Origin of the sequence: Pedobacter heparinus, from assembly GCF_032678725.1 — a bacterium.
In the GTDB taxonomy this organism is placed as follows: Bacteria; Bacteroidota; Bacteroidia; order Sphingobacteriales; family Sphingobacteriaceae; genus Pedobacter; species Pedobacter heparinus_A.
This window is the reverse complement of record NZ_JAVTSC010000005.1, coordinates 220,611-236,540: the sequence shown is the minus strand read 5'-3', so window position 1 is coordinate 236,540 and position 15,930 is coordinate 220,611. Positions and strand designations below refer to the sequence as shown.

General features: G+C 42.1%; 19 protein-coding genes. 8 read left to right on the top strand and 11 right to left on the bottom strand.

The window, feature by feature from the left end; all coding sequences use genetic code 11:
- Window positions 1-49 precede the first annotated feature (49 nt).
- Entirely contained in the window at window positions 50-3,718 is a 3,669-nt protein-coding gene (locus R2Q85_RS10275; protein WP_316811685.1) for a PQQ-binding-like beta-propeller repeat protein, read from the bottom strand.
- Window positions 3,719-3,800: 82 nt separating this feature from the next.
- On the bottom strand, window positions 3,801-4,151 hold the full coding sequence (locus R2Q85_RS10270; protein ID WP_316811684.1) for a TfoX/Sxy family protein: 351 nt from the start codon (window positions 4,149-4,151) through the stop codon (window positions 3,801-3,803).
- A 276-nt stretch (window positions 4,152-4,427) separates the two neighbouring features.
- On the opposite strand from R2Q85_RS10270, the gene R2Q85_RS10265 reads away from it, so the two are divergent.
- Entirely contained in the window at window positions 4,428-4,874 is a 447-nt protein-coding gene (locus R2Q85_RS10265) for a hypothetical protein (RefSeq protein WP_316811683.1), read from the top strand.
- Window positions 4,875-5,007: 133 nt separating this feature from the next.
- Here R2Q85_RS10265 and R2Q85_RS10260 read toward each other — a convergent pair whose 3' ends face one another.
- The 5 genes from R2Q85_RS10260 to R2Q85_RS10240 form a co-directional block, all read right to left on the bottom strand.
- Window positions 5,008-5,796 carry an NAD(P)/FAD-dependent oxidoreductase gene (locus R2Q85_RS10260; RefSeq protein ID WP_316811682.1) on the bottom strand — a complete coding sequence of 263 codons (789 nt, stop codon included), beginning with the start codon at window positions 5,794-5,796 and terminating at the stop codon, window positions 5,008-5,010.
- Window positions 5,786-6,025 carry a hypothetical protein gene (locus R2Q85_RS10255; protein WP_316811681.1) on the bottom strand — a complete coding sequence of 80 codons (240 nt, stop codon included), beginning with the start codon at window positions 6,023-6,025 and terminating at the stop codon, window positions 5,786-5,788. Before R2Q85_RS10255 ends, R2Q85_RS10260 begins: the two co-directional genes overlap by 11 nt.
- A gap of 78 nt (window positions 6,026-6,103) precedes the next feature.
- Window positions 6,104-6,697, bottom strand: a complete 594-nt coding sequence (locus R2Q85_RS10250) for a short chain dehydrogenase (RefSeq protein WP_316811680.1) — start codon at window positions 6,695-6,697, stop codon at window positions 6,104-6,106.
- Between the two features lie 74 nt (window positions 6,698-6,771).
- On the bottom strand, window positions 6,772-7,638 hold the full coding sequence (locus R2Q85_RS10245) for a helix-turn-helix transcriptional regulator (protein WP_316811679.1): 867 nt from the start codon (window positions 7,636-7,638) through the stop codon (window positions 6,772-6,774).
- A gap of 421 nt (window positions 7,639-8,059) precedes the next feature.
- Complete coding sequence (locus R2Q85_RS10240; RefSeq protein WP_316811678.1) at window positions 8,060-8,326, bottom strand: Ada metal-binding domain-containing protein; 267 nt, start codon at window positions 8,324-8,326, stop codon at window positions 8,060-8,062.
- Window positions 8,327-8,447: 121 nt separating this feature from the next.
- On the opposite strand from R2Q85_RS10240, the gene R2Q85_RS10235 reads away from it, so the two are divergent.
- The 3 genes from R2Q85_RS10235 (at window position 8,448) to R2Q85_RS10225 (ending at window position 10,624) form a co-directional block, all read left to right on the top strand.
- Window positions 8,448-9,032: a YdeI/OmpD-associated family protein gene (locus R2Q85_RS10235; RefSeq protein WP_316811677.1), complete on the top strand. Its 585-nt coding sequence runs from the start codon at window positions 8,448-8,450 to the stop codon at window positions 9,030-9,032.
- 141 nt (window positions 9,033-9,173) lie between these two features.
- Window positions 9,174-10,352 (top strand): FISUMP domain-containing protein, encoded by a 1,179-nt coding sequence (locus R2Q85_RS10230; RefSeq protein WP_316811676.1) that lies wholly within the window; start codon window positions 9,174-9,176, stop codon window positions 10,350-10,352.
- 95 nt (window positions 10,353-10,447) lie between these two features.
- Complete coding sequence (locus R2Q85_RS10225) at window positions 10,448-10,624, top strand: hypothetical protein (RefSeq protein ID WP_316811675.1); 177 nt, start codon at window positions 10,448-10,450, stop codon at window positions 10,622-10,624.
- Between the two features lie 98 nt (window positions 10,625-10,722).
- Here R2Q85_RS10225 and R2Q85_RS10220 read toward each other — a convergent pair whose 3' ends face one another.
- Together R2Q85_RS10220 and R2Q85_RS10215 are read right to left on the bottom strand one after the other, a co-directional pair.
- Window positions 10,723-11,286 carry a type 1 glutamine amidotransferase domain-containing protein gene (locus tag R2Q85_RS10220; protein WP_316811674.1) on the bottom strand — a complete coding sequence of 188 codons (564 nt, stop codon included), beginning with the start codon at window positions 11,284-11,286 and terminating at the stop codon, window positions 10,723-10,725.
- A 69-nt stretch (window positions 11,287-11,355) separates the two neighbouring features.
- Entirely contained in the window at window positions 11,356-11,808 is a 453-nt protein-coding gene (locus tag R2Q85_RS10215) for a VOC family protein (protein WP_316811673.1), read from the bottom strand.
- Between the two features lie 153 nt (window positions 11,809-11,961).
- Between R2Q85_RS10215 and R2Q85_RS10210 the strand changes: the two genes are divergently transcribed.
- The 4 genes from R2Q85_RS10210 to R2Q85_RS10195 all read left to right on the top strand — a co-directional run bounded on the left by R2Q85_RS10210 (window position 11,962) and on the right by R2Q85_RS10195 (window position 13,579).
- A complete protein-coding gene (locus R2Q85_RS10210) occupies window positions 11,962-12,312 on the top strand; it encodes a hypothetical protein (protein ID WP_316811672.1) in 351 nt (116 codons plus the stop codon).
- 163 nt (window positions 12,313-12,475) lie between these two features.
- Window positions 12,476-12,934 carry a hypothetical protein gene (locus R2Q85_RS10205; RefSeq protein ID WP_316811671.1) on the top strand — a complete coding sequence of 153 codons (459 nt, stop codon included), beginning with the start codon at window positions 12,476-12,478 and terminating at the stop codon, window positions 12,932-12,934.
- 106 nt (window positions 12,935-13,040) lie between these two features.
- Window positions 13,041-13,259 (top strand): hypothetical protein, encoded by a 219-nt coding sequence (locus R2Q85_RS10200; RefSeq protein ID WP_316811670.1) that lies wholly within the window; start codon window positions 13,041-13,043, stop codon window positions 13,257-13,259.
- A gap of 65 nt (window positions 13,260-13,324) precedes the next feature.
- Window positions 13,325-13,579 (top strand): hypothetical protein, encoded by a 255-nt coding sequence (locus R2Q85_RS10195; RefSeq protein WP_316811669.1) that lies wholly within the window; start codon window positions 13,325-13,327, stop codon window positions 13,577-13,579.
- A gap of 3 nt (window positions 13,580-13,582) precedes the next feature.
- Here R2Q85_RS10195 and R2Q85_RS10190 read toward each other — a convergent pair whose 3' ends face one another.
- Together R2Q85_RS10190 and R2Q85_RS10185 are read right to left on the bottom strand one after the other, a co-directional pair.
- A complete protein-coding gene (locus R2Q85_RS10190; protein ID WP_316811668.1) occupies window positions 13,583-15,178 on the bottom strand; it encodes a M1 family metallopeptidase in 1,596 nt (531 codons plus the stop codon).
- A gap of 72 nt (window positions 15,179-15,250) precedes the next feature.
- The gene (locus R2Q85_RS10185; protein WP_316811667.1) at window positions 15,251-15,925 is read right to left on the bottom strand and encodes an energy transducer TonB; all 675 of its coding nucleotides are present in this window, start codon (window positions 15,923-15,925) and stop codon (window positions 15,251-15,253) included.
- Window positions 15,926-15,930: the final 5 nt, after the last annotated feature.

Genomic DNA, 15,930 nt, shown 5'->3' with positions numbered 1-15,930 from the left:
GAATTTTTACACAAAAAACGAATGGAATCTGTACCATTTGGTTCGGTGATCACTTCATTCCCAGCACAACTATTTTTGCCTCACTGGTTGTAGCAGCAACATGTCCCATTCCAACGTCAATTAATTTTTCCACAGATCCAGTATTACTCCAGGATGCAATAGGCTGTCCATCTCGATTTAACGCGATCACATGTCCCACTTCTGTGCCAACAACAATTTCCGCTTTACCATCACCGTCCAGATCGGCTAATGTCATTGACCGCACCGGTTCACGCAAATCCCGTCGCCATAAACGTGTGCCATCTGCATTAACTGCTATTAGGCTGGCATTGAGCGTTCCAACCAGTATCTCTTTTTTTCCATCGCCATTTACATCAAGAAGTTCCATGCAGGTTGCACCATCACCTGTGTTGTAAGTCCAGGGTCGTTTACCATCACCTGCTATCGCATATAGATTACCATCTCCACCCGCAATGTATGCAGAGATCCTGCCTGAACCAGTCAAATCTCCTGCTGCTACTGCATTTGCAACCGGACCCACAGGACTGATCATCCATTTTCGATTGCCTTCGGGGGTAATTGCATGCCAGGCTGCATATTGCGTGCCAGCTATTACTTCCTGCTTGCCGTCACCATCCAGATCAGCTGCTGTACCGCTGCTCGAAGCGTGCAGGCTTAGGTATTTCCAAAGTAATTTTCCTTCAGCATTGTAAGCATAATGATACCAGTTGCTACCCCCGGCAATAAGCGAGCGGTTACCATCTCCCGCAAGATCAGCAGCAGTAAAATATACAATCGCCTGGGTATCTTTATATATAGGTATTTGCTGTTCCCAGATCATTTGTCCCGACTGATCTAGTACAACGATCCTGCCGCTGGCATTACCTGCCACAATGCGTTCAGGAGTATCTTTAGTGAGTTTGCCGGTCCAGACGGCAGTAATATCTCCTCCGACAGTATATTGCCATTTGATTTTTGTATCTGCATGAAGTGCATATAAAATACCATCACTACCAGCCGTATAAATTCCATTTTTGTCAGCCGCAGTAGGGCGGTTTCCGGTTGATTTATTGGGTATAAATTGAGCCTTTTCTACCAGCTTTCTCACACTAAAGTTACCTGACACCTTATATTTTGCCGGCGCAGCTGCAGGAAACTTTAGTTCAAAATCTCTCGGCAGCGTCAAACCTGAAATCACATGCTTACCAGCAGGCAAATCCTTCATATGTATTTTTTCATCGAAAGCAAAGGAAGCTTTGGTGGGTTTTTCTGCGAATACGGTCAATCCATCAGCAGTCAATTCAACCGATACGAAATCATTAGAGCTAAAGATAGTTTTACCGTTCAGGCTGAATTTTTTAGCGCCTCCTAATACGATCTTCTTATTGCCCAACCAATACAGTTGTGCATCCGTCTCAAGGGCATCTAATTTAATCCCGCCTGTCCCGATGAGCGCCTGGTCGTCACCACTACCAAGTAATAGTGCTGCGTCGTTTACACGGACAGCCCTAACTGGTGACCTTTCTTCTGCGTCAGCACTCATCACATTAATGATATATAATTTATCACCTTTGCGCAGTACCGCTCCGCGCGTTTGTTGCAGTGTGTTTATAACCGGATCAGCATATTTATAACCGATCCAGTTTTTACCAGTTTCAACATCACCAAAGAACCTCAAGTGTGAACCATCCAGGTTTTGGATTGAAAAACGCTCCCCCTGCTGGCTTAGATTAAAAGTATTTTCGCTTAAAGTCGGTTTTCCAAGGCTATGCCAGTGCGTCTGGATATTGTAAGTATCATTACTGTTCGCCTTTACTTCATCAATAAAGACGAAAGCTTTATCTTTGTCCCAGATAACATTACGGGTCCAATCGGTACCTCCATAGTTGATTGTCGTAGTACGGGTCATGCCAACATTCGGCAGATCTGCAACAAGCTCACGTCTAACGAATGGTGGCATAGCAGAAGCCACTCCATCACGAAAAATCAGTAAGGTGTTATGAAATTTCGGTGAGGATTTAATATAATCCCCCTCGGCCAGCCAGATGCGGCCACGATCTGTAAGCCGTAAAACAGAATTTCCGTCTCTATGACCATGATAACCTACATTTATGCCATCAATCACCATGTATGAACTTTGCGGATCAAATGACGAGCGAAAAGATATTTTATCAAAAGCCTGATTTAAAGGAACGGTACCTTTTCCATTTAAACTGGTATAGAACAGTGAGTCCATCGGGATATATCTGGTACCCAGAAGATCAGATGGTTCCACAGGTTTCACGTAGACTGGCATAGGGAGTGCTCCTGGATCAGAGCTGGAAGCATTATGATTTTTATGCATTGCCCACGAATACCGCCCATCCCGTTTCAACATAGTCAGGTAATTCCACAAAGCCATATTGGACCTTGGATTAAATCCTGCAACATCACCAAAAGCACATTGGTACCCCAGGTTATCCATGGTCATTATGGCCAGGTTACCGGCAATATCCGCCCGCCCCGAATCAAACCAGGTAAAGTCCGGGCGAGAAGTAGCATAAAACCCCATATGCCGTGCAGAAATACCGCCATAAGCACTGCAATCTTCTTGCGATTTCCATGACTGCTGCTGTATAACGAAACAATTATCGCCCATTTCACGCCATTTTTTTGCTTCACTATAAGTAGGATAATATTTACCAAAATACTGCCCGGCAGCAACAAAGCCCTGACCTGGAAACGTATGATGGTTATGTCTTATAATCGATGTTTTGAAAGCGGGGACATAGGCGTAATTCTCATAATAATGAATATAATCAAGTATAATCTTCAGCACCTTCACACGATCTTCTTCCGTAAAAGATGGACTCTCCTCAACTTTATCCCACGCGGCGATTAAAGGACCAAACAAAAAATCTGCAGCTCCACCCCAGGGGCTATCGAAAGCCGCCGGGCTATTGGTTTTCAGATCATATTCAAGAAAGAGCAATTCTCTGAAAAGCTTAGCCTGGCCCTCATTACCGCTAAGAGCATACGCGTCCGCAGCTTGAACAATGGGATTGAACAGTCCCCCCTGCTTGCCATTCTTGAAGTCGGCAGCAGATTGTACAAGGATTTTGGCAATTTGCTCATCGGTGGGGTTGGGTAACGCTTTCCGGGTATGCTCATATTTCAAAGTACCGGAGATCGCTAAGGTGCTGCCTTTAGTAAGATCCCTGCAAAAACGATCTGTGGCCTTTTCGACACCTTTAACAGTACTACCACCAAGTACCAATACATTTGCCCCTTTACCCCATGGGTCAGACACAGTTTGTATCAAATAGCCATCTTTACCGGGGTACATTGCATCAACAGCAGAATAAGTACGAAAATAAAGATGGGCAATAACTCCGTTATTTTCCAGGCTTCCAAGGGCAATGATGTTTTGATCAGGCTCTGATTTGATAAATTCGCCACGTTGATTGGCCATCTTATCGGCTGCGATAATTTCCAGCTTAGCACCTGTTTCCTGTCGGATAGCATACTGTAATTTTTTAGCCAGCTTCAGAAATTCAACGCTGACAGGCGTAACAATTCTACCATTTGCTTTCCCGTTTTTGACTAAAATAGTTTGTCGTATGAGTGGTTTCCGTGCTGGTAATCCGTTAATAGCAATTTGTTTGACTGGCGTTTGTCCATTTGCAAATAAAGTGCATAGCAGCATTGCAAGTGTAATCTGTGTAACTGTTTTTTTCAACGTTAAGATTTAATTTAAGTAATTCTTACAGTTAAACAGTTGAAACCTGTTGAAGTAGTAGAGAAAGGAGGAATAACGGAAATTATTTCCTTTTTTTGGAGGCTTTTGCTATCGGATTGAACTGAAGGCACAGGTCTATCCAATGTGCCAGTTTTCTATGACTGGTAATATCGGCTAAGGCTACATAAACAAAATCTTTACTTGTACGCCCGTTCATCACCATCTGACTGCAGGTGCCCTTTTCCAGTTCTTCAACAACCCTTTCATGGCCAATACGGCACAGCAGGTTTTCCTGATTTACACAAACACACATTTTACCATTGACCAGAAAACAGTTGCCGCTAAACATGCTCTTTTCTTCCACATCCTGCTGCTCGCTGACCAGCAATTCCCTTACCTGGTCTGCAACCTCCTCATTGATTACTCTTTTCATATCCTTATTCTTAACGCTAAATTACACAACAGGATTTAATTACATCTTCTATTTCACCTATCAGCAAGTATTCATCATTCTGTCATAAATCCCGCCCCTTAACAATAAATTATAATGTAAAATCTCATTCCGTAGCATCTGTATTTAACTGGTTGAGCCATTGCAGTAATTAGGAACCTCCAAATTTATGAGTGTTTTGTAACCCATCCAAATGCAGCCATACAATTTCGCCCCCAATCAGCTTAAAAGCATAAACTCTAATTTACCCCAACAACCATGCACCGGCGCAAGGCTTTATGGGAAGTATCTGCGCTACAGGATATGCCGGTAGAATTGTTCAAAGGCCAGGCCTCTGAAAGTAAGCTGGAAACCCAGATGGAATTACCACTGATGAGTAAGGGTGAACAAGTGGTGCAGGATTATGCAACTGTTGGACTTTCCCTCAAAGCCCATCCGGTGAGTTTTGTGCGGCCACAGCTAGATATGCTGAACACCAAATCCTGCCATACGATCAATAACGACGCGACAAACGGGCAACTGGTCAAAGTAGCCGGTCTGGTCCTGGTCCGTCAACAACCCGGCACCGCCGGAAGAGTATGTTTCATCACCATTGAAGATGAGATCGGTTATTCCAACCTGGTGGTGTTCGAGAAATTATTTGAAACCTACGGGAAAGAGATCCTGCACTCCATAATTCTGCAACCTCAGAAGAGTGATGCTTAAAAGTTACCCTCCCCTTTAAAATCCTGAAGAATCATCTGTTTACTGACCACCATTCCGGCAGTAGTCCCCATAGCCACCGCATTGGCAATGGTCCGTATTTTTGAAGCATTGTCACCTACCGCATATACCCCTTTCAGTGTTGTTTCACTAAATACATCAACCTTAAGATGCCTTCCTCCGTAAGTTCACATCCCATCTCCTCAGGAACCTTACAGTGCTGTTCAAACGAACCCGGCGCATATAACACTTTCAGCGGGTATGCGCTTCCATCTGAAAAAAGTACATTCCGAAGCTGCCCATTGTCCTGTTCCAGCATAGAGACCTCTTTCTCTACCACAGCTATACCGCGCCCCACCAACTGCACCTGTTGATCTCCAGACAATATGGAAATACCATTAGTAAAAAGTGTAAGGTCAGTCGTCCAGTTAGAGATCAGCCTGGCAAAATCAAAGCCCGCCTCACCATTACTTAGTAATCCCGTTGGCTCACCTTTAACTTCATATCCATGACAATATGGGCAATGTATTACAGAAATCCCCCAGCACGCTGCCAGTCCATCAATTGGCGCCAATATGTCTCGGATTCCTGTAGCAAAGATGAGCTTCCTTGCGCTATAGATTTCTCTGGCCTCAGTAAATACCTCAAAAGCATCTCCATCCCCTTTTCCCGAAATCACCCGGCCACTTAAAAAGCTTACCGTCGGATAACGCCCTACCTGCAATCTCGCCAGCGCGGCGATGTCTTTAGGTGTGTTCCCGTCATTCGTCAGGAAATTATGTGAATACGGAGTCTGTCTGTTACAGGGCAATTCGCTGTCAATAATGAGCACTTTTTTCAATGCCCTGCCAAGCGCCATAGTTGCAGCTAATCCGGCATAACTTCCTCCAACAATGATTACATCGTAATGGTATTTACTTTTCATTTTTATACACCTCCTTATTCCTTCTTTCAAACATAACGATCAGCAATTCAACCATTGGCATACCGATAAATACCATCCATGGCACCAAAGACACGGTCAACAGCAACGTACGCAAATAGAGCGGCAGTAGTACCAGTTGTACCCCAAAAAGGTAATGGAACAGCATTATCGAAGGATAGATCACTGCCCAGATCTTCAGCGAGGCAATGAGTTTCATTTTTGTTTTCATCGTTTCTATAAATTAAATTAAGATCATTATTTAACAGATAATGGATTGTTCTTCCATGCATTGCTGTCAGCAAGCAGATTAAAGCCGGATGATCTGACCTGTTCCGGGCCCAAATACAGATTTGCGGAAACCAAATTCCAGCTGCTGCATAGTTACCGGTATATCGCCGGGAAAATATGGAAAATATTGAGGTGAGGCCTCGATCACCGTTGGGCTTACTGCATTAATGCGGATACCATATTCCAGTTCAATCGCTGCTGCGCGCACAAAGCCCTCTACTGCTCCGTTTGCCGCCGATGCGTTGGCAAAGTTTCGCTGTGGATCATGCGAAAGTGCCCCTGTGATTAAAGTGAAGGATCCCTTTGGCCTGATAAAATCTTGTCCGATCAATACCAGGTTAATCTGACCCATCATCTTTCCCTCAACCCCCTGGCGAAATTCCCGATCCGAAAGCTTGCTCCAGGGTCCAACATAGGTGGGTCCGGCAGTGGAGATCAGTGCATCAAATCCCCCAACCTTTTTATACATTTCCTCGATCGATCTGGTAGCGGTAATGTCTACACTGATTTCACAACCTTTGCTGGCCGCGGTAATTACTTCATGTTCTTTGTTAAATGCGCTGGTCAGGTATTTACCCATGGTGCCTGATGCGCCAACGATGATAATCTTCATAATATTAAATTTATACTACAAAATTATCGCGCTGACAAAACTGCCAATAGGACAAGTCCTTAGTTCAACCGGATTTATCTTGAATTCTGGCGAAAGGCTTCTGGCGAGTATCCCATGTGCTTTTTAAAAAAGCGGATAAAGTACGAAGGATCATCATAGCCAAGCAGCTCGGCAACTTCTTTAACCTGAGAAGTGGTTGCGATAAGATAGCGCTTTGCCTCAAGTAATATGCGCTCGTTGATCAGTTCTGAAACAGTCTTGCCGACAGAAGATTTACTGATCTCTCCCAGCTGGTAGGTTGACAGGTTCATCATTGAGGCATAGTCCGAAACCTGTTTACAATCCGTGATGTGCTGATCAAGCAGGGATAGTAATTCCTCGAAACGCTCCTGTACGTAAGAATTTGCTACAGGCGCCACATCCCTGGAACCAGATCCCTGACGCAAAAATTCAATAAAAAAGATATCGAGTGCCGAGCGGACTGCATCTTCGAAACCAGTTTCACAAGTATTAAATTCCTCCATCATCAGTTCTAAAACTGAACTGAGCCGATCAAATCTATCCGCTTCAAGCGCGCAAAAGTTCTTATAACTTGCTTTTAACAGCCGCTCCGCAGCACGTTTATCATTTGGATGGTAAAATTCGTTATTGAACTCCAAAAGAAAGCCCTTACTACCAACAGCCAGGGAAAGCCGGTGAACCTGGCCTGGCCGCAAAAAGAAAAGGTTGAATTCCTTTACCGAAAAAAACTCAAAATCAATTTCATGTTCACCCCTTCCACTCCGTATCGCCAGGATAAAATAGAAATCGTGCCTGTGCAGGTCATGAACCAGTCCGACAGGCCCGATGATATCCTCAACTCTTCTGATCTTGAACCTTTCTTCACTGATCGATGGTAGCTTTAAACCTGCAAGCGTCCTTACGGGTATTTTTTTAATCATAGCGCATAAACAGATTCTATAAAGATAAACAAAACCCAAAATTTATCCCATTTTTCAACAGTACTTAATGGTGCCCCGAAAATTAAACCACCCGGAACACTCCAAAATAGCACATCATTGGCCAAGCCCTCCAAAAGTGTATGATCAAGCTTAAATTCTATCTATTCAAGAGGTAAATCCAATTGATTGCCACTCCTGCTCCTTTTCTGCTCAATTTCTACCATAGCTCCCTAACATGTTGTCATGACCATTTCAAAAACGGCATAAGTTCGGCTACGAGCGAAGCAAAACCCTAGTTGAACCGAACATGAACCGGGCATGTACCAAACTTGCAGACCAATGGCAGGAGTGCGGCAGACTTACAGCAGCAGTGTGACAAGTAATTGGAGGATAGGGCACTGTTAAAAGCAGATCATGAATGCTATCTGGAATTATCTACTTTCCAAAGGTTGTATTCTTCAGGTAGGCAATGTCCGCAGGGGCGGTATCCATTGTTGATCGCTTCCTTTACATCTTTAAAAAAAACACGGTTTTCTATTTTCATCCGTTTACCGGAGGAACAATTCAGCAAGCCATAAACCTTGGCCTTTTTATAGCCACCCAGTGTGATGACCCCTGAGCGGATAAGACTGCCCAGGTTTCTTTTTCTCTCTTGGGCTGTTTCGCCAAATGTTATATGCTGGTACATCTGCTAAATTAGTTCAAATTTCTGTTTCGTCAGGTCAAAAATACAACATGTGGAAGGTTTACAAAACCCGTTTCTTGCGACATATAAGTTAAAGCGAAAGTTTTTATATTTGTAACTACCTATGAATGCACAAGTAGAAGATTTTTTCGGGCGTACCAATAAATGGAGTAAAGAATTCCATTTGTTGCGGGCAATAGTTACGCAAAACAAATCACTGAAAGAAGAATATAAATGGATGCATCCCTGTTATACTCTTGAAGGAAAAAATGTTGTTCTTATTCATGGGTTTAAGGAATACTGTGCGTTATTGTTCCATAAAGGTACGTTGATGACAGATACAGCAGGCATTTTAGTCCAGCAGACAGCAAATGTTCAGTCGGCCAGGCAAATCAGATTTACTACTGCCGAACAAATAGCAGAACTGGAACCCTTTATTAAAGATTACATCAAAGAGGCCGTTGAAATTGAAAAATCGGGAAAGCAGGTAGAAATGAAAAAACTTACTGACTATCCCATTCCCAAAGAATTCCAGGCCATTTTAGCCGAAGATAAAGCTCTTGCTAAAGCTTTCAATTCCTTAACATCAGGACGACAAAAAGCATATTTATTCTATTTCAACCAAGCCAAACAATCCAAAACCCGGGAAGCGAGAATTCAAAAATACCATCAGCGTATTTTAGATCACAAAGGGATTGATGATGAATAGGATATACGTATTTGAGTAAAATTGAGCATTTATTTCACGCCAGATCGCCTTTAATGTTTCCAACTTCCTCGTAATTAGCCTTCCAAAGCAGATTACAAACATGGCATGACTTGTGTCTCAACAGGACAAACAAGCAAACCAATGAAGTATCTATTTAATGTTCTTACGCTAGTACTGTTCTTACAGTTTAGTAGTTGTGTAAAGGAAGAGTTCGATTTACTTTCACCAGAATTGAGTGATTTTACCATTACACCTAAATTTTTGGGCGAGGAGACATTCCTCCTGATCAACCCAAAAAGCAAAAGTGATGGAGCTTTTATCTATAAAGTAAACAATAGCAGTTTAATCAGTATAGAAGGGAATATCGTAACGCTAAAAAAAAGCGGTGTATGCACAATTACGGCCATACAGGTTGCTTCCGGTGGTTATAAAAGAGATTCTATACAAGCTACTTTTCCTATCGGTGCGCTACAGTGGCCCACAATGTCTGATTTTACGATAGACACTAAAATGCTGGGAGACGCCCCATTTGAATTAATTGCACCAAAAAGCAATAGTAAGGGTTTAATTACCTATACCAGCAGTAATCCTGACGTTGCGAGTATTGCAGGAAAAATAGTATCCATAAAGTCTGTCGGAAAAACAATTATAACGGCGAGCCAGGAAGCAAATGGTATTTATTTGGCTGCCAAAATAAACATAGAGCTGGTTGTTATTAACCGCCCGGCTGAAGATAATGTTGTAGTTGATATTGAGGGAAATAGCTATAAAACCATTAAAATAGGAACACAAACTTGGATGATGGAAAACCTCAAAACAACACATTACAGAAACGGAGATCCAATACCAAATTTAGCAGATCAGACGGCATGGACCTCAGACCTATCGGGTGGTTATTGTACTTATAGCAACAGTCTAGAAAATGGAGCCACATATGGAAAACTGTATAATTGGTATGCCGTACATAATCCAAAGGGGCTTGCGCCTACCGGATGGCACATTCCAAGCGATGCCGAATGGGCCATATTGTATAACTATATAGGTGGCACAAGAGAAAGCGGCAAGAAAATTCAGGATACTAATCCCGTGCATTGGTCTAATTATGTTATTGCAACTAATGAAACGAAATTTAGCGGTTTGCCCGGAGGAAACAGAAACTCCAACGGCATCTTCGAAAACTTATCATGGGATGGTATCTGGTGGACTGACACCAGTAATAATAACTTGTCTGTAGGGTATGATTTGTACGTAAAAGGGTATATCGAACGTATAGAGAGAGATAAAAAATACGGCTTTTCAGTTCGCTGTGTAAAAGACTAGTGGATTTGGTATTCAATTATTCTTTCTTATATGTTTTTTTGACAAACCTTTTATTTCCTGAAATTGTTAAATGCTTGAACAATAATTTGTAAAAGATGAAAACTACAGGTACAGTAAATAAACGGATTAAAACCAACAAGCCAGGGTTAAAAGGGAATCCGGGATATTATTTTCATGCTGATGAGGATTTCAGGGAAGACTGGGATTGGGGGAAATCAAAAATGATCGCCTCCCAAGCGGTTTCTAAACCCCTAAACAAGTTTGAAATTTAACAGCGTTCAATAATTTCGACATTTAAATTCAGAAGCCACTATTATTGCTTTTAATCATAAAAGCGGGATCTTTTCAGATGCCCGCTTTTATTTGCTCGTTAAGAATGTTGTCCTTCATGTACTCCCTCTGCGAATTCTTCGACGATCTTATCATTGAATGCCGGAAGATCCTGCGGACTTCGGCTGGTGACGAGCCCTTCATCAACAACGACTTCCTGGTCATACCACTCGGCACCTGCATTCAGGAGATCAATTTTGATCGTTTTGGTGGAGGTCATCCTCCTGCCCCGTACAACCTCTGCTGTAATTAATACCTGTGGACCGTGGCAGATCGCTGCTACAGGTTTTCCTGCATCAAAAAATGCTTTGACAAAGGCAATTGCATCCTCATTCTTTCTTAATGCATCTGGATTTAATACGCCGCCAGGAATTAATAAGCCATTATAATCTTCAGCATTGGCCTGGCTGATCGTTTTATCGACGTTCACTTCAATTGTCCACTGCTGATCGCCCTTCATTGCCTGTATCTTCCCTGATTTAGAAGAGATGATCTCAACTTTGGCGCCTTCTTCTTTTAACCTTTGAACCGGGCTTGTCAATTCTGTTTCTTCAAAACCGCTTTCTGATAAAACGGCAATGGTTCTATTGCTTAATTGTCCCATGTCATTACTTTTTATGTATAACTTTTAGTTTACTGTATAATAACTACAATGGGCGCTTATAGAATGTTTTTATTTTTTACCAAGCTCTTCCGCCAAACCGATCAGAAGGCCATCCTTTGACCGAATGTAGCAAAGCCGGTAGGAGTTTTCATACTGAACCACTTCGCCAACGAGCTGGGCACCATGCTTGAGCAGCCTGGATACCAGCTCGTCAATATCCTCGATGGTGAACATTGCGCGCAGGTAACCGAGCGCGTTTACAGGAGCTGCCCTGTGATCTTCGATAATAGACGGCCTTAGAAACCGTGAAAGCTCAAGCCGGCTGTGGCCATCAGGAGTAACCATCATCGCAACTTCGACGTGCTGGTTGCCTAATCCGGTAACACGACCAGCCCATTCACCTTCGATTGTTGCCCGTCCTTCGAGCTTCAAACCTATTTCTGTGAAAAAAGAGATCGCGTCGTCAAGAGATTCTACAACGATCCCGATATTGTCCATTCGTAATAATTTATTTTGTTCCATAGCATTATCTATTTATTATAACCCTAACAAATATCATGGTAAAAAGTGATTATAATGGGGGGATAAAGCGACTTTTTATAGGTCTGTTTGCGACATAAAAAAATCAAATAGTAATTTATCCGTATATCATATGGTTAAATTGTAAATTGGTATATGCTGAGAATATTGTCTTATTTAAATATTGCGCTTGCATTGACCTACTTTTTCGGTTATCTGCTCAACAGTTATTCCTGGCCAATCGCTGCTATTTTAATAGTGATTGTATTTAATGGGATGGTACTGCAACATCTGGAAAATGAAAAAGTATTTAAGACTGTTCATTATGTGCTTGCGTTTTTAAATCTGGTGTTTGCTATATTTCTAACAATTTGGGCATGCCACATCTTGCAATCATCTATTGAACACAATTATTTTGGGGATAGCGGCATCTACCTTGGCCTGACCACACTGTTTGTACTCAGTATTGTGCTTCACCTGCTGCTGCTGTTTAAAAAGAATATTTGAGCATCTTCCTTATGCTAATTTTATTTGTCAAATTTATGATATAAAATCTAAAAAGCTAATATTGTTAGTATTTTATTTTAAAAAGCTTTAACTTTGAATTTACCTAAATTTTACACCATGGGAAAAGTTGAGCTGCTTGCTAAAATAAAGGATCGGAGGTCAGATGATTGAGTTGGATTATTTCCCCGACGGGCTGGACGGTATAGTTTACCAGGTGCTGCAGTTTCGTACTGGTGAGCCATGGCGGATTGTATACACAGGAGAGCTGATTTGCAGCATGGAAAAGCTGGAGGGCTTGTGGTATGTAAAAGGGAAGGTCCAGATGCCCCAAGAGCTTATTGAGGGCATCGGTCGCTTAATTGATCAGCAGCATTTTAACCGTTTACCGATGGAGCTCAAAATGCATTGGGAAGCTTATGTGCAAGAGACAATTGCACAGGGAGATCATCAATATCTGGTAGTTTGCAAGGCTGGGATTGATTTTGAACGGTTTGAAAAATTATTCAGGGCTTATATCATGAATTTGGTTCAGGACCCCTGGGAGATATGTTTCCGGGTATATGATGCCGGAATGTCTGACGATTTTGAAGTTGTGATAAGAGGGCAGATGTTGGTTTATTGATAGATAAAAGTTGAAGATCGAACAAAACTCCAATGGTCATTTAAAACATAAGCCAGTATGATTTGTTCTTTAATCAGATAACAGGTATTTACTAAAACTAATAATTATGGCAAACCAACAGGATAATCAGAAAAAAGATGAAGCGCCAAAAAAAACTGTTTATAAAGAAACGCAGGAGCGCATCAATGAAAAGAAATCAGACAGCGGAGAAACTTCTTCGGTTGCTGATTTGGGAAGAACAGACCTGATCTCAAGACCGGAAAGAAAACATAGGCCGCTTGGATCAAGTCATGAGCCAGGAACAACGCCAGGTAGCGATATATAATAAAAAGGCGCTGATGTCCGGTCAGCGCCTTATATTTCTTAACGTTTTAAATCTAACCTATACTTATGAAAAATCATGGAACACCAAAACCCGGTTCTAAGGAATATGATATTGAAAAAACAGAAGATCTAACCACTCCTAAATATCATAGCAGCACCGATCGAAGAAGCAGCCATGAGCTGCCAGCGACTGAAAACCTGAATGATCAGCCAGAAATCAAATCTGATAAAAGAATAAAAGGCGAAGATGTCCCGAAAACTAATTTAGGTAATAAACGAAGTGATGATGAAGAACAACAGGAGAAGCTGATTACTCCGTGATGCTCACTTATCAATTGACCCTTGTTCTGCTATTTTGATATAATAGTTTTTATCAATTGCTAAGCTGTTTGTATCGCCTTTAGGGACAGGAAGTATTTGCCATTGTGTTGTTGGGTGGATTAACTGAAAGGTCTTGCCATCAACTGCAATGTTGAGGGGCATAGCAAAGCCATCAATACATTTTGTCCATCTAAAATGCAATTCTCCATGTTGAAAGCGGTATTCCCATACAGGCACCTGGGTAGTTTTTAAGTATTGGCTGAATACACTTGTAAAATCTTTTTTTGTGTACTGGTTAAGAAACTCCAGGATCTGCTCTGTAGTAACAGTTTGGTGAGAAAATGTTTGGTTTAATCCCTTTAGCCAGCCACGAAAAACAGCGTCTCCCAATTGTTGCCGGATAGTGTGAAGCATTGCTGCGCCTTTATAGTACCTATCGGACGTACTTGTGCCCAGGATTGGCCGGTCATTTTTTATGCGCTTCCATGTCCCCAGTGAATATTCATTACCTGCTTCATTACCCCATACATAGGCTGTATAAAGACTCTCCAGATATTTCGCAAAGCCTTCATGTAACCAGGTATCATTGTGAGAACTCGACGTAAGGCTGTTGCCAAACCATTCATGACTGCTTTCATGCACCAGTATGAAGTCCCATTTTAGTCCCCAGCCTGTTCCGGAAATATTGTCTTTTCCCCTATAACCATTCTGGAATCCATTTCCATACGCTATTCCACTTTGATGTTCCATGCCAGGCATGGGTGCCTCTACCAACTTATAACCATCTTGATAAAACGGATATGGCCCCATCCAATGTTCAAAAGCGCGCAGCATAGTATCCGTCTGCAATAAATGTTTCTTTGCTTTCGCCAGGTGATAATCCAATACCCAGAAATTGCAATCAAGCTTTCCTTTCAAACCTTTGTACTCAGTATGCCAGCTCTTATATTTTCCAATATAAGGCACAATGTTGTAATTGTTAATCGGGCTTACCACTTTCCAATTGTAGGTTGTGGTACCGCCTTTGTTAACAACTTTGCTCCGTAACCGCCCATTTGCGACTGCTGTTAGCGTATCAGGCACAGTGATACTGAAGTCTACACCGTTATCAGGTTCATCGTATAAGACTTCTTTACAGGGTAACCAAATGCTGGCCCCTGAGCCCTCACAGGCAATGCTCATCCATGGCCTTCCTTTTTCGTCCTTTGCCCATATCCAGCCATTGTCAAATGGGGGCTTAATAGCTGCTGCCGGGTGTCCTTCAAATTCAATAAGGACGGCATGGGTCTCACCTTTCTCTACTGACCTTGGAAAAGTAATGAAGTAGGCATCTTTTTGCCTGGTATAGGGAAGGCGCAGATTTTCCCAGGTAATACTGGTGATGCGCATCGGATCTTTTAAATCAACTTGTAAAGTGTTGCCAGTCTGCAGCGCAGTAAAGGTTAACTGATTTGTTCCTGAAATAAACTTTTTGTTGAAGTCTGGAGTTATTGCAATCGTATAATGCAATAAGTTCCACCAATACCTTTCTTTTGAGGTATTAACGGGAATCTGCTCTTTGCTGGTTTTAACATTCGATGTGGCTGTTTGCGCATTCATCGATAGTGGCATAAGCAAAATCAAAAGAAAATAGATGGTTTTTATTTGCATTAGTCTACTGAATTTTATTCCCTAGTTCATAGCAAGTGGGATATCGTAGGCAACCCTTACTGGCTTACCATTTTGCACCCCTGGTGTCCACTTAGGCATAGATTCAATAACCCTGACAGCTTCTGCATCAAGTAAGGGATGAACAGACTGTTTGGCATAAGCCTCAGCAATGCTTCCATCCTTTTCTACAACAAAATTAACAATGATTTTACCTGTTGGTTTTATTTTCAGGAGTGATCTAGGGTAAACAAAATTACTACCGATGTACTTGTAAAGTTCCTGCATCCCTCCCGGATAGGTTGGTGCTGTTTCCAGTAAATTGAAACCAAATGTTGATGGAGGCGGAGATGCAGGCCTTCCAGCCCCTTGAAAAAATCTTTTGGATTTAACCTTTCCCTGTTCATAAACGGTTTCATTATGCTTTTTCCCGGCTTGATACCAGGTAAAAACGCCGTCTTTTATTTCTGGTGACAAAGAAGAAAACGTACCGGTCATCTGAACCACGCCAGAAGCATAATAATCGGTAACATCGTATTTTTTACTTTCTTCAACAAGCTTTGTTACACGATAAAACATACTCCCTGATTTTGCAGCAGGCTTCCACTCTGCATCAAAATAGGCGGTATCAGTTTTCTGGCCATAGCAGAGCGCGGTAAAGCACAAGAAGAGCATTAAAAATGTAGTGCGTAAATTCATGACAT

Bases quoted from the DNA above. Each gene is read 5' to 3' on its own strand.
- R2Q85_RS10270 (WP_316811684.1), bottom strand. From the start codon at position 4,151: ATGAAAAGAGTAATCAATGAGGAGGTTGCAGACCAGGTAAGGGAATTG.
- R2Q85_RS10265 (WP_316811683.1), top strand. From the start codon at position 4,428: ATGCACCGGCGCAAGGCTTTATGGGAAGTATCTGCGCTACAGGATATG.
- R2Q85_RS10260 (WP_316811682.1), bottom strand. From the start codon at position 5,796: ATGAAAAGTAAATACCATTACGATGTAATCATTGTTGGAGGAAGTTAT.
- R2Q85_RS10255 (WP_316811681.1), bottom strand. From the start codon at position 6,025: ATGAAAACAAAAATGAAACTCATTGCCTCGCTGAAGATCTGGGCAGTG.
- R2Q85_RS10250 (WP_316811680.1), bottom strand. From the start codon at position 6,697: ATGAAGATTATCATCGTTGGCGCATCAGGCACCATGGGTAAATACCTG.
- R2Q85_RS10245 (WP_316811679.1), bottom strand. From the start codon at position 7,638: ATGATTAAAAAAATACCCGTAAGGACGCTTGCAGGTTTAAAGCTACCA.
- R2Q85_RS10240 (WP_316811678.1), bottom strand. From the start codon at position 8,326: ATGTACCAGCATATAACATTTGGCGAAACAGCCCAAGAGAGAAAAAGA.
- R2Q85_RS10235 (WP_316811677.1), top strand. From the start codon at position 8,448: ATGAATGCACAAGTAGAAGATTTTTTCGGGCGTACCAATAAATGGAGT.
- R2Q85_RS10230 (WP_316811676.1), top strand. From the start codon at position 9,174: ATGAAGTATCTATTTAATGTTCTTACGCTAGTACTGTTCTTACAGTTT.
- R2Q85_RS10225 (WP_316811675.1), top strand. From the start codon at position 10,448: ATGAAAACTACAGGTACAGTAAATAAACGGATTAAAACCAACAAGCCA.
- R2Q85_RS10220 (WP_316811674.1), bottom strand. From the start codon at position 11,286: ATGGGACAATTAAGCAATAGAACCATTGCCGTTTTATCAGAAAGCGGT.
- R2Q85_RS10215 (WP_316811673.1), bottom strand. From the start codon at position 11,808: ATGGAACAAAATAAATTATTACGAATGGACAATATCGGGATCGTTGTA.
- R2Q85_RS10210 (WP_316811672.1), top strand. From the start codon at position 11,962: ATGCTGAGAATATTGTCTTATTTAAATATTGCGCTTGCATTGACCTAC.
- R2Q85_RS10205 (WP_316811671.1), top strand. From the start codon at position 12,476: ATGATTGAGTTGGATTATTTCCCCGACGGGCTGGACGGTATAGTTTAC.
- R2Q85_RS10200 (WP_316811670.1), top strand. From the start codon at position 13,041: ATGGCAAACCAACAGGATAATCAGAAAAAAGATGAAGCGCCAAAAAAA.
- R2Q85_RS10195 (WP_316811669.1), top strand. From the start codon at position 13,325: ATGAAAAATCATGGAACACCAAAACCCGGTTCTAAGGAATATGATATT.
- R2Q85_RS10190 (WP_316811668.1), bottom strand. From the start codon at position 15,178: ATGAATGCGCAAACAGCCACATCGAATGTTAAAACCAGCAAAGAGCAG.
- R2Q85_RS10185 (WP_316811667.1), bottom strand. From the start codon at position 15,925: ATGAATTTACGCACTACATTTTTAATGCTCTTCTTGTGCTTTACCGCG.